Here is a 12,632-nt window from a genome sequence, read left to right as displayed (position 1 = left end):
CGCAGCACCGGCAAGAGCGACCGCTACGGCTTCGACATCTACTACAACCACGACCCGATCGGCTTCACCTACGAACAGGTGGAAGGGCGTGACGACACCCTCACCGGCACGGCGCAAATCGCCACCACCAAACTGGGCAACGAAGTGAAAAGCCGCGGCCAGACCTTTACCGCCTTCTACACCTGGGGCGAGCAATGGGTGAAGAGCTTCAAGGGCCAGGCCAAGTACGACGACTGGTGGCCGACGTCGTTCCAGAGCTTTGTGCGCTGGGACCGCTGGGACCCGAACCGTGATGTGGGCAATGACGAGACGACGATCTGGACGGCGGGTCTGAATGTGTTCTTTGCCGAGACGACGAAGCTGCAGATCAACCTGAACCAGTACCGCTACGGGAATCCGGCGCAGAAGACGAACAACGAGCTGCTGGCGCAGTTCCAGTACGGGTTCTGACCGCCGCGCCGGGCCCGCGTTGGTCCGGTCCGCGCACACCTCATTTCATAAGGGACAAGACATGACATTCATCCGCTTTACCCGCATCGCAGCCTTTGCTGCCGGGCTGTTGGGCGCTGCGCTGGCGCTGCAGGCCCATGCCGAAGACAAACCGGCCGAAATCCGCATTGCTTACCCCGGTGCAGGCACCGGTGGCCGCCCGCTGGGCACCGGCACCTTCCTCGCTACCGCGCAGATCAAGGGCGTGCTGGAGCAGGAATTCAAGGCCGACGGCATCAAGGTGAAATGGTCGTTCTTCCCGGGCGCTGGCCCGGCGGTGAACGAATCGTTTGCCAACGGGCTGGTGGACTTTGCCGGCCACGGTGATTTGCCGCTGATCGTGGGGCGCTCCACCGGCCTCAAACACAAGATCATTCTGAGCGCCGGCCGCTTCGGCAACACCTACTTCGTAGTGCCCAATGATTCGGAGGCCAAGAATCTGGGCGATCTGAAGGGCAAGCGCCTGGCTACCTTCAAGGGCACGGCAGGGCAGTTGTCGCTGGCGCGCGTGCTGGAGAAATACGGCTACACCGAGAAAGACTTCAAGGTGATCAGCATGGACAACGACACCACCAAGGCAGCGCTGGCGACCAAGGATATCGAGGGCACGCTGATCTCGCCTTTTGATCTGGAGGCACGCGGCATTGCCAAACGGCTGTTCGAGATTCCGCGCGATCCCAAGATCACCAGTGTGACCTCGTTCTGGGTATCGGAAGACTTCGAGAAGAAATATCCGCACATTGTGCAGCGCGTGGTCAATGCGCTGGTCAAGCAGGCCGCGTGGGATTCGGACGAAAAGAACCGTGATCCGCTGTTCAAACTGTGGGGCCAATCCGGCGCGGTGCCTTACTCGGACTACGTGAAGAGCTGGGAGGGCTACACGCTCAAGGAGCGCAATACGCCACTGCTGGATGACTACCATGTGGCTTCGCTCAAGCGCTCGATTGACGAAAGCAAGCGCTACAAGCTGATCCGCCGCGATGTCGACATCAATGGCTGGATCGAGCCCAAGTATGTGAACAACGCAGTGAAGGAACTGAAGCTGGAAGGCTACTGGCCGGAGTTCGACGCCAACGGCAACCCGAAGAAGTAAGCCTCGGACCGCTCTGCGCCGCAGCGTTGCCAGGCACGCTGCGGCATCTTTTCTTTTTGATGATGCAATGCCATGACCCACGCCCTCGATTTTCGTGCTCTGGATCAGCTCTTCCGCCATGCCCGTTCGGCCGACCGCTTTCTTGATCAACCGGTCAAGGAAATCACGCTTTATGCGCTGTACGATCTGGTCAAGTACGGACCGACCGGTTTCAACGCACAGCCGGCGCGTTTTGTGTTCATCCGCAGCCAGGCCGAACGCGAGCATCTGGCCGGCTTGCTCAAGGGCCGCAACCGCGACAAGGTGCTGTCCGCCCCGGTAACCGCCGTGGTGGCATGGGACAAGCAGTTTCACCAGCATCTGCCCACCCTGTTTCCCGCTTTTGATGCACGCGGCTATTTCGAACAGAAGCCCGAGCAGATCGCGCCCGCCGGACACGACAATGCGCTGCTGCAGGCGGGCTACCTGATCCTGGCCGCCCGCGCCTTGGGGCTGGATGCGGGTCCGATGGGTGGCTTTCCCGTCGATGCACTTGATGGCTGGCTGTTTCCCGATGGCGAATGCACATCGGTGCTGCTGTTGGCGCTGGGATATGCCGACCGGCAGGACGAAGCCGAACGCCTGCCGCGCCACACGTTTGCAACCGCGGTGCAGCTGCGTTGACGAGTTAATCCCATGCACTGGTTAGTCCGTCCCGCTTCCGTTGCTGGCTTTTTATTTCCAATTTTTATTATGTAATAGTTTTATATTCCTTTTTGTATTTTTGGTGTAGTGGTTGAATGAATACCGATGCCACGCAGTTGCGTGCTGCGAATAACAAAAGGATGACCCCATGCACACCTTCACAACTTTCAAGCGCTGGCTGCCGGCGCTGCTGCTTGGCGTGACAGCCGGGTTTGCCGCTGCCGCCGATGAGGTCACCGTGGCTTATCAGACCACGGTAGAGCCGGCCAAGGTCGCGCAGGCCGATGGCCTGTACGAGAAAGCCACCGGCAGCAAGATCAACTGGCGCAAGTTCGAGAGCGGCGCAGAGGTGATTACTGCCGTTGCATCGGGTGATGTGCAGATCGGCTATGTCGGCTCCAGCCCGCTGGCTGCGGCAGCCAGCCGCTCGGTGCCGCTGCAAACCTTCCTCGTTGCCGCACAGATCGGCTCGGCCGAGGCACTGGTGGTGCGCAACGGCAGCGGCATTGCCAAGCCGGCTGATCTGGCGGGCAAGAAGATCGCCGTGCCGTTTGTGTCGACCACGCATTACAGCCTGCTGGCTGCACTCAAGCACTGGAAGATCGACCCGGCCAAGGTGCAGATCATCAATCTGCGCCCATCCGAAATCACTGCCGCATGGCAGCGTGGCGACATCGATGCTGCCTATGTGTGGGACCCGGCACTGGGCAAGGCGAAGGAAAACGGCAAGATCCTGGTGAGCTCGTCCGATGTGGCCAAGTGGGGTGCGCCGACCTTTGATGCCTGGGTTGTGCGCAAGGACTTTGCCGAGAAGAACCCCAAGTTTGTCGAGCAATTCGCCAAGGTCACCCTCAAGGCCTATGCCGATTACCGCGCCAATCCCAAGGGTTTCGTGAGTGACGCGGCCCGCGTGGAAAAAATTGCCCGCCTCACTGGCTCCAAGCCGGAGGAAGTGGCCAGCCTGCTGGAAGGCAACAGCTACCCGACCGCCAGCGAGCAGACCAATATCCTCGGCAAGGCCACCGTCAAGGCGCTGACCGATACCTCGGCCTTCCTCAAGGAGCAAGGCAAGGTTGATAGCGTGCAGCAGAGCTATGCCGAATACGTGAACCCGGGCTTTGCAAAATCTGCCGTCAAGTAATCACCCAAGCCGGACAGCCGCCCGGCTTTTGCACGAGTAATGCCATGACTGCTGCCCATGCTGCGCAATTGATCGTCGACCGTGTCTCGGTGCGTTATCCCGGTACTGCCCACGCGGCGCTGCACGACGTGTCGCTCACCATCCAGCCGGAAAGCCTGGTGGTGGCGCTTGGGCCATCCGGTTGCGGCAAGACCACCTTGCTCAATCTGGTGGCCGGCTTCATCAAACCCACCAGCGGCCATATCACGCTGGATGGGCAACCGGTGGACGGGCCGGGCGCCGAGCGCGGCGTGGTGTTTCAGGATGATGCCTTGTTGCCATGGCTGAATGTGCTCGACAACGTGGCCTTCGGCCTGCAATTGCGTGGGCTGGACCGGCGCGAGCGCGAGGTGAGGGCACGTCAGGTATTGCAACAGGTTGATTTGCAGGGCTATGCCGGGCGCCGCGTCTGGGAACTGTCGGGCGGCATGCGCCAGCGCGTCGGCCTGGCGCGTGCGCTGGCTGCCGACCCGCGCGTACTGCTGATGGACGAGCCATTCGGCGCGCTCGATGCCTTCATCCGCGAACAGATGCAGGAATTGCTGCTGCGCATCTGGCGTGAAACCGGCAAGCGCATTCTGCTGATCACGCACGATATCGAAGAGGCAGTGTTCCTCGCTACCGATCTGGTGCTGATGTCGCCGGGGCCGGGCCGCATTGTCGAGCGGCTCAGCCTTGATTTCGGCCAGCGCTACGCGGCGGGTGAATCTGCGCGCAGCATCAAGTCCGACCCGCAATTCATCGCCACGCGTGAGCATGTGCTGGCACGCGTGTTTGCGCATCGCCAACCCCATACGAGCGGAGCCTGATCATGAGCGCCGAACTGACCCTGGGCGAGCACGATTTTGCCGCGCCCGAACGTGTACAGGATGAGGCCCCGCAAAGCCGGCGGCCATTGCCTATTGGTGTGCTGACCATACTGGGCGTGCTTGCCTTGTGGTGGGGCATTACCGCCACCGGGCTGATACAGCCGCTGTTCCTGCCGTCGCCGCAGGCCGTACTGGCCAAGCTGTGGCTGGTGTCCACCAAGGGCTATATGGATGCCACCTTGTGGCAGCATCTGGGTGCCAGCGGCTTGCGCATCGTTACCGCCTTGCTGGCTGCGGTGCTGCTGGCGGTGCCGGTGGGTGTGGCCATCGGCCTGTCGCGCGTAGCGCGCGGCGTGCTCGATCCGCTGATTGAGCTGTACCGGCCTATTCCGCCGCTGGCATATCTGCCGCTGGTGGTGATCTGGTTCGGCATCGGCGAGCTGTCCAAGGTGCTGCTGATCTATCTGGCCATCTTTGCGCCGATAGCCATTGCCACTGCGACCGGTGTACGCAATGTCGATCAGACCCGTATCCGTGCCGCGCTGTCGTTTGGCGCCACGCGCTGGCAACTGATCCGCCACGTGATCTTGCCATCGGCCTTGCCGGACATTCTCACCGGCATCCGCATCGGCCTTGGTACCGGCTGGTCTACGCTGGTGGCGGCCGAGCTGGTCGCCGCCACGCGCGGGCTGGGCTTCATGGTGCAGTCTGCCGCGCAGTTTCTGGTCACCGATGTGGTGGTGCTGGGCATACTGGTGATCGCGCTGATCGCGTTTGCGCTGGAGCTGGGTTTGCGGGCGCTGCAGCGCAGGTTGATTCCGTGGCAGGGCCGCGCTTGATGCGCCGGGGCGAATACCTTTCGCCCTGATTCAACGCGATCAGAATGAAAAACGGGCACCATGCGCAAGCAAGGTGCCCGTAGTCTTGCCGGTATCAACGCCTTGTGAGCTGGCGCAGTACCGCGATCATGCGATCAACTTCCTCGCAGGTGTTGTAGAACGCCAGCGACGGCCGCACGGTTGCTTCGACACCAAAGCGACGCAGGATGGGCTGCGCGCAATGGTGGCCCGAGCGTACCGCAATGCCTTCTTCGTTCAAGGCGTGGCCCACTTCCTCGGTCTTGTAGCCCTGCAGCACGAACGACGCCACGCTGGCCTTGTGGGCCGCAGTGCCGATCAGACGCAGGCCCGGGATGGTGCGCAGATAGTGGGTGGCGTATTCCAGCAAGGCATGCTCGTAGGCCGCGATGTTGTCGAGGCCCAGTTGCTCCACGTAGTCGATGGCTGCACCCAAACCGACCGCATCGGCGATGTTGCCGGTGCCGGCTTCGAAGCGTGCCGGTGCACCGTGGTACACCGTACGTTCGAAAGTCACGTCGGCAATCATGTTGCCGCCACCTTGCCACGGCGGCATGTTGTCGAGAATGGCCTTCTTGCCGTAAACCACCCCGATACCGGTCGGGCCGAACACCTTGTGGCCGGAGAACACGTAGAAATCCGCGTCCATGGCCTGTACGTTCACGCGCAGGTGCGACACCGCCTGCGCGCCATCCACCAGTGCCTTGGCACCCACGCTGTGCGCCAGTGCCACGATCTGCTCGACCGGCGTGATGGTGCCCAGTGCGTTGGATACCTGCGTGACCGCCACCAGCTTGGTACGGCTGTTCAGCAGCTTGCGGTATTCATCCAACAGCAATTGCCCGCTGTCGTTGACCGGAATCACGCGGATTTTCGCGCCTTTCTCGGCCGCCAGTTGTTGCCACGGCACGATGTTGGCGTGATGCTCCAGGTTGGAGACGATGATCTCGTCACCCGCGCCGATATTGGCCGCACCCCAGCTTTTGGCAACCAGGTTGATGGCCTCGGTGGCGCCGCGCACAAAGATGATTTCGTCCGGCGAGGCTGCGCCCAGGAACTTGGTTACCTTTTGCCGCGCTGCCTCGTAGGCATCGGTAGCCCGTGCCGCCAGTGCATGCGCGGCGCGGTGGATGTTGGAGTTCTCATGGGCGTAGAAATACGCCAGCCGGTCGATCACCGATTGCGGCTTGTGTGTCGTGGCTGCATTGTCGAACCACACCAGTTGCTTGCCGTTGACCCGTTCCTGCAGGATGGGGAAATCCCGCCGTACCAGATTGACGTCAAAGCCCGCTGCGCTGGGTGTCTGTGGCGCGCCGGCTTGTGGCGTTGCCGGCTGTGCTGCCAGATGATCCAGAAAGTAGAAATGACTGCCGTTGCCGCCTTGCTGCTGGGCCGGCGCACGATGGTCGATTTCCGCCAGCAGCGCGCGCAAGGCCGCGTCGCCCGGAAACCCGGACGGCTGTGCGGTGATGGCGCCCGGCACAGCCACATCGCCAGTCGGGTAGCCATTGCCCTGATCGAGGAAATAAAACGGCGAACTGGCGGCTGGTGCCGATGGTGCCGGCACACCTGGCAAGGCGGCAGCATAGCCTTCCGGTACGCCGGGTGTGGCGCTGCTACTGCGTGGTACGCCGACACCCGCCGGTGCTTCGCTCGGCGGCGTTGCGGGCGCCAGCGTGGGCGAGCCGCTGCCCAGCACGATGGCCGGCTCGGCCGCGCGCGGCGGCGTAGCCCGGTTGCGCAGCTCGTCCAGCGGGTTGCCCGGCAGGGCGGCAAAGAATTCACCAGCCAGTTGCGCCAAGCTCAGCTCGTCCGGCAGGCCTGCCGGAACCGCTTCACTTGTAGGTATCTGGATAGTCATGGTACTTGCCGATCTCCACATCATCGAGGACAGCCAGTGCGTCATCCGACAGCACGGCCAGCGAGCAATACAGCGAAATCAGGTAAGACGCGATGGCATTGCGGTTGATGCCCATGAAGCGCACCGACAGGCCCGGGCTTTGTTCTCCAGCCAGACCCGGCTGGAACAGGCCAACCACGCCCTGGCGCTTTTCGCCACTGCGGATCAACAGGATCTTGGTCTTGCCGTCTTCGACCGGTACCTTGTCCGACGGCACCAGTGGAATGCCGCGCCAGGTCAGGAATTGCGAGCCAAACAGGCTGACGGTCGGGGGCGGCACGCCACGGCGGGTGCATTCGCGGCCAAAGGCGGCAATGGCCAGCGGGTGAGTCAGGAAGAAGCCCGGCTCTTTCCACACCTTGGTGATCAGGTCGTCCATGTCGTCCGGTGTCGGTGCACCGGTCAGCGTGGAGATGCGCTGTTCATCGGCCACATTGGCCAGCAGACCGTAATCCGGATTGTTGATCAGCTCGCTTTCCTGGCGTTCCTTGATCGTTTCGATCGTCAGGCGCAGCTGCTCCTTGATCTGGTCATGCGGGCTGGAATACAGGTCGGAGACGCGGGTGTGCACGTCCAGCACGGTGGTGACCGCATTCAGGAAGTACTCGCGCGGCTGTTCTTCGTAATCGACGAAGGTGGACGGCAGCTCGGCTTCATCGCGCTGCGAGCAGGCCACGCGCACGTCACGCGGGTTCTTTACCTTGTTCAGGCGGTAGATACCGGCTTCGACCGGCTGCCATTGCAGCAAATGGGTCAGCCAGCGCGGGGTGATGATGGAAAGCTGCGGCGCTGTCTTGGTGGCGTTGGCAAGTTGCCGGGCGGCGTTGTCGCCGAGCGCCAGTTGTGCGTCGTGTTGCGAGGACATCGAACTACTCCTGGATGGGTGGGTTGAGGTAAAAAAGGAATAAGCAAATATCCTTTGATTCTTACTCCAGGCTCAACATGCTATCGCCACCAGGCATGCACGCAGCAAACCCTTCACCGCTGAAAGCGGCTAATGGCAAGGGTTTGCGGGGTGGTTGGGTGGTATGGCCTGGCTGCTGGCCGCTGTCGGGCGCTTGCCTAGAAAATCGTGCTTTCCTCGCAGCGGGCGACCAGCTCGGACAGCTTGACACCCAGCGCATGCGACAGCTTGGCCATGGTGTTGAGCGAGGGGACGACATCGCCGCGCTCGATTTCGCCCAGGTAAGAGCGATTGAGGTCGGCGTGCTCGGCCAGCGCCTCCTGCGACCACGCACGCGCCTCGCGCGCGTGGCGGACGATGCGGCCGAAATGGTCGTAGCGCTTCATGTTTGCACCTCGGGGGTATCGGCCCGTTCCTGGCGCAGGCTGGCCTGGGTAATCACACTGCCCGGCGGCACGCTGCGCGTCAGCCACACGTTGCCGCCGATGGCCGAGCTGGCACCGATGGTGACGCGGCCCAGAATGGTGGCGCCGGCATAGATCACCACGTCGTCTTCGACCAGCGGGTGGCGCGGCAAACCCTTGAGCAAGGTGCCATCGTCATCCACGTCGAAGCGGTTGGCGCCCAGCGTGACCGCCTGATACAGCCGCACGCGCTGGCCGATGACGGCTGTTTCGCCGATCACCACGCCGGTGCCGTGGTCGATGAAGAAACCGTTCCCGATGCGCGCGCCGGGGTGGATGTCGATGCCGGTTTCGGCATGCGCCAGCTCGGCCACGATGCGCGCCAGCAGCGGTACGCCCAGTGCATACAATTCATGCGCCAGCCGGTGGTGAATGATGGCGATGATGCCGGGGTAGCACAGCAGGATTTCATCCACGCTGCGCGCGGCCGGGTCGCCCTGGTAAGCCGCTTCTACATCGCTGTCGAGCTGACGGCGGATGCGAGGCAGGCGCAGTGCGAATTCGCGCACGATGCCGTTGGCCTTGTGCTCGATCTGCGCGGCCAGCTCGCGGCTCTGGTTGTGCCGGTTGGCAAAGTGCAGCTCCAGCTTCACCTGTGCCAGCAGTGCGTTCAGCGCGGCATCCAGCGTGTGACCAACGTAGAAATCCTCGCTGGCTGGCCGCAGATCGGCCGGGCCAAGGCGCAGTGGAAACAGCGCGCCGCGCAGATCGCGCACCAGGTGTTCCAGCACGTCGCGCGAGGGCAGCTCGCGGCTGCTGGGCTCGGGCTGGCGCTGTTGCGCCTGACGCCAGTCGGCCCGGGCTGCACGCAGCTCGGTCACAATCTGCTCCAGCGGCCACAAGGTGCTGTGGGCGGGAATGTCGAAAGCAGTGCTGGCTGCGAGCCCTTCTTTTTCTGCGCGCATGGTCAGTCCTGCTGCCACGGCAGGCCGTGGTGGCGCCAGCCACCCAGCGCGCCACGGCGGTGTTGTTCATCCAGCTCGCCTTCAAACCCTTCGAGCACGTTGAATACATTGCTGAAGCCGGCCTTGGCCGCTGCAGCTGCTGCTTCGGCCGAGCGCTTGCCGCTGCGGCACAGCAGCAGCAGCACGGCATCCTTGCCGCCGGCCTTGCTTTCCAGCTCTTTTACAAAGCGCGGATTGCGGTTGAGCGAGGTGCCCGAGGCCCACGGTACGTTCAGCACATCAGGCACATGGCCGACAAACTTCACTTCCTCGGGCGAGCGCACATCCACCAGCCGGCCAGCGCCGCTGTTCACCAGCTGCCATGCCTGCAAGGGGGTAACGCTGCCGGCAAAAGGCAGGTTGTCCTGCGCGGCACGATGGCGGGCCACGTCGAGCGTCAGATTGGATTCTGCGGCGGGCTGGGCAGCAGGGCTGGATACGGGGCTGAGGGTTGCGGTCGCCATGCGGCTTCTCCAAACGGCAAAAACGTAGGAGAAGCATAAAAAGCCCCTTGTTCAATGTAAAAGAATAAAGAAAATGATGTTTATCGCCATCAGTTATTTGAAGCTGAGGCGTGTTACCGGGCGGTGCGGTTGAAGCGCCCCGATCGGCTAGCCGGGGGTGTGCCAGCGCAAGGGCTGGACGAGGTGGTGCCGCTTTTGGTATGGATTGGTTTGGTTATTGGTATCCAATCGGCCTCACAACGCCAGATTGCCAGTACCTGGCTGATATTGGTATGTAAAGGCTTGTTTTGTTATTTATTGTTGATTTGTTTGAATTTTTGTCTCTTGTTTTGCTGTTGGAACTGAAGTGCGTCCGCTTGTTATTGATCTATTGACTGGTTTTTATAGACGAATTCTCAAAATACCTGTTGCATACCAATTTCGTACCTGTGAGAATGCGCCCATCGTATCGGCCACCGGCAAGCTTGGTGGGCGGATTGACTTGATGATCGACATTCCTGCGGGGGCAGCATGAAACAGCAGCAAACCAACAATGTGTATCAACCGCCATACCGGCATCGTCTGCTTGCCGCAGCCGTAGCATGGGCGGTGGCGTGGCCAGCGCTGGCGGCAGCACCGGCGGCGGGGGACGATGGCAATACGCTGGACACCGTGACCGTTACGGCACGCCGCCGCAGTGAAAACGTGCAGGACGTGCCGGCACCGATCACGGTGCTGAAAGGGCAGGATCTGCAGGAGCGACATCTGTATCAAGTGCAGGACCTGCAGCAGGCGCTGCCCAGCACCAATGCAGCATTCAACCATGCGCGGCAATCCAGCCTGGCGGTGCGCGGCATCGGCAACAACCCGGCCAATGAAGGGCTGGAATCCAGCGTCGGCATCGTGATCGACAATGTGTTCTATGGCCGGCCGGGCATGGCGGTCACCGATCTGCTGGATATCGAACAGCTTGATCTGTTGCGTGGCCCGCAAGGCACGCTGTTCGGCAAGAACACGACGGCGGGCGTGCTCAACATCGGTACCCGTAAACCCAGCTTCCATAACGGCGGCAGCGTATCCGTATCGTTGGGCAATCGCGGCTATCAGCAGTATCAGGCGACGGCCACCGGTGGGCTGACCGATACCGTTGCCGTCAGTGTCGGCACCTACAAGACGCACGACGATGGCTGGCTGCAGAACCTGCACGACGACCGCAGTTTCAACGGCATAGACCGCAGCGGTGTGCGCGCCCAGTTGCTGTACGTGCCCACCGAGGATTTCAGCCTGCGCCTGATCGGTGATTATCACGATGAAGACAGCACCACCGGCACGCTGGTGCCCTATGGCTTCGGTCCGGTGGCGGCAGGCAAGAAAACCTTTGTGCAGCTGGTGAGTGATGCCGGCGCGACCAATATCCCGCGCAACCCGGATGACTACACGGTGAACGTCGATGGCCCGCAGGGTGTGCGTGTGCACCAGGGCGGCTTGTCGGCCGAGGCCAACTGGCAGCTGGGTGACTACAAGCTCACCTCGATCACTTCCGTGCGCGACTGGCACTTCCGTCCGCACAACGACGTGGATTTCAGCAATATCGCCGGCGTGCTCGATAACGGTGCCAATGCCGACGACAAGCAGTTTTCGCAAGAGCTGCGGCTGGCTTCGCCCAAGGGCGAGCATTTCGACTATGTGCTGGGGGGCTTCTATTTCCGCCAGCAAGCCAGCAACGACGTGTTCAATATCTACGGCCCCAAGGCCGATGCGGTGTACCTGACCCCGGCTGGCCGTTTCAACAACGCCACCAGCTGGACACATGGCGAGGCCACTACTGACAGCTATGCACTGTTCGGGCAGGGCGTCTATCACGCCACGCCGCAGCTGGACCTGACCGCCGGCCTGCGGCTGACCTATGAACAGAAGTCTGCACGCACCTATCGCGACGCGCCCATCGGCGGCACCGCGCTGACGCAGGCGGCACTGGGCCGCTGGGATTCGGGCACGCTGCAGGACAACCTGCTGGCGCCGTCCGCGCTGCTGAGTGCCGCTTACCGTGTCACACCGTCCTTGCTGGCTTATGCCTCGGTATCGCATGGCGAGAAATCAGCCGGTTACAACATCAACGGCGTGGGCAGTGGCCCGGCGCTGGGCGCCGATTCGCTGCGCGTCGATCCGGAAAAAGCCAACAGCCTGGAAATCGGCTTCAAGAGCGACTGGCTGGACCGTCGCCTGTTCGTCAACGCCAACCTGTTCTGGACCCGCATCACCGGCTACCAGACCAATACCTATCTGATCAACCCGGCCACCGGTTTGCCGGTGTCGGCGCTGACCAATGCCGGCGATGTGGAAACCAGGGGCGTGGAATTCGAAGTGCAGGCCAAGCCGGCAACGGGCTGGTCGCTATCGCTCAATGGCTCGTACAACGATGCGCACTACCGCTCGTTCACCAAGGCGCCGTGCCGTGCCGAAGTGGCGGCAACCGGTGCGACCACCTGCGATCTGTCTGGCTTTGCGCTCAATGGCGCGCCGCGCTGGATCTTCAACCTCAGCGGTCGCTACGAGTGGTCGCCATTCGACGGCATCACCCAGTACGTGAATGCCGGCTATGCCTGGCGCTCGGCAAGTTATGGCGATCTGAGCGATTCGGAATACTCGCGCATTCCGGCCTATGGCTTGCTCAACGTGGCCACCGGCTGGCGTGGCAAATATGCCGGTCACGGTTGGGAGCTGTCGCTGTGGGCCAAGAACCTGCTCGATACGCGTTACTACCTGGCGGCCGGTTCGCAAGGCATAGGCGGCGGTTTGTACGCAGGCTCGGCCGGCCAGCCGCGCACCTTGGGTACGACCTTGAAGGTCGAGTTCTAAGGGCGC

12 protein-coding genes are annotated in these 12,632 nt (G+C 62.2%); 7 read left to right on the top strand and 5 right to left on the bottom strand.

All coding sequences use genetic code 11. The annotated features are described in order from the left end of the window. The 6 genes from B9A19_RS22625 to tauC all read left to right on the top strand — a co-directional run. The coding region (locus B9A19_RS22625) for a hypothetical protein (protein WP_217807080.1) at nt 1-450 on the top strand (450 nt) is incomplete at its 5' end. Nucleotides 451-511: 61 nt separating this feature from the next. Next, on the top strand, nt 512-1,582 hold the full coding sequence (locus B9A19_RS14940) for an ABC transporter substrate-binding protein (protein ID WP_084091626.1): 1,071 nt from the start codon (nt 512-514) through the stop codon (nt 1,580-1,582). Between the two features lie 72 nt (nt 1,583-1,654). After that, nucleotides 1,655-2,245: a malonic semialdehyde reductase gene (locus tag B9A19_RS14935; RefSeq protein ID WP_084091624.1), complete on the top strand. Its 591-nt coding sequence runs from the start codon at nt 1,655-1,657 to the stop codon at nt 2,243-2,245. 169 nt (nt 2,246-2,414) lie between these two features. Beyond that, nucleotides 2,415-3,407, top strand: a complete 993-nt coding sequence (gene tauA / locus B9A19_RS14930; RefSeq protein WP_084091621.1) for a taurine ABC transporter substrate-binding protein — start codon at nt 2,415-2,417, stop codon at nt 3,405-3,407. Nucleotides 3,408-3,451: 44 nt separating this feature from the next. Beyond that, nucleotides 3,452-4,255: a taurine ABC transporter ATP-binding subunit gene (gene tauB / locus B9A19_RS14925; protein ID WP_084091619.1), complete on the top strand. Its 804-nt coding sequence runs from the start codon at nt 3,452-3,454 to the stop codon at nt 4,253-4,255. Between the two features lie 2 nt (nt 4,256-4,257). After that, nucleotides 4,258-5,094: a taurine ABC transporter permease TauC gene (gene tauC / locus B9A19_RS14920; RefSeq protein WP_084091617.1), complete on the top strand. Its 837-nt coding sequence runs from the start codon at nt 4,258-4,260 to the stop codon at nt 5,092-5,094. A 94-nt stretch (nt 5,095-5,188) separates the two neighbouring features. Here the strand turns inward: tauC and B9A19_RS14915 are convergent, their stop codons facing one another. From B9A19_RS14915 to B9A19_RS14895, 5 genes are all read right to left on the bottom strand, one after another. Continuing rightward, complete coding sequence (locus B9A19_RS14915; RefSeq protein WP_084091615.1) at nt 5,189-6,973, bottom strand: family 2A encapsulin nanocompartment cargo protein cysteine desulfurase; 1,785 nt, start codon at nt 6,971-6,973, stop codon at nt 5,189-5,191. Then, on the bottom strand, nt 6,948-7,877 hold the full coding sequence (locus tag B9A19_RS14910; protein ID WP_084091613.1) for a family 2A encapsulin nanocompartment shell protein: 930 nt from the start codon (nt 7,875-7,877) through the stop codon (nt 6,948-6,950). Before B9A19_RS14910 ends, B9A19_RS14915 begins: the two co-directional genes overlap by 26 nt. A 197-nt stretch (nt 7,878-8,074) precedes the next feature. Continuing rightward, nucleotides 8,075-8,302, bottom strand: a complete 228-nt coding sequence (locus tag B9A19_RS14905; protein WP_084091611.1) for a helix-turn-helix domain-containing protein — start codon at nt 8,300-8,302, stop codon at nt 8,075-8,077. Beyond that, complete coding sequence (epsC, locus tag B9A19_RS14900; protein ID WP_084091609.1) at nt 8,299-9,285, bottom strand: serine O-acetyltransferase EpsC; 987 nt, start codon at nt 9,283-9,285, stop codon at nt 8,299-8,301. The genes B9A19_RS14905 and epsC overlap by 4 nt, the downstream gene beginning before the upstream one ends. 2 nt (nt 9,286-9,287) lie before the next feature. Then, nucleotides 9,288-9,788 carry a rhodanese-like domain-containing protein gene (locus B9A19_RS14895; RefSeq protein ID WP_084091607.1) on the bottom strand — a complete coding sequence of 167 codons (501 nt, stop codon included), beginning with the start codon at nt 9,786-9,788 and terminating at the stop codon, nt 9,288-9,290. A gap of 510 nt (nt 9,789-10,298) precedes the next feature. Between B9A19_RS14895 and B9A19_RS14890 the strand changes: the two genes are divergently transcribed. After that, entirely contained in the window at nt 10,299-12,626 is a 2,328-nt protein-coding gene (locus B9A19_RS14890; RefSeq protein ID WP_084091605.1) for a TonB-dependent receptor, read from the top strand. Nucleotides 12,627-12,632: the final 6 nt, after the last annotated feature.

It is taken from the genome of Andreprevotia lacus DSM 23236 (assembly GCF_900176275.1).
GTDB classification, from domain to species: Bacteria; Pseudomonadota; Gammaproteobacteria; order Burkholderiales; family Chitinibacteraceae; genus Andreprevotia; species Andreprevotia lacus.
This window is presented reverse-complemented; position numbering and strand designations above follow the sequence as displayed.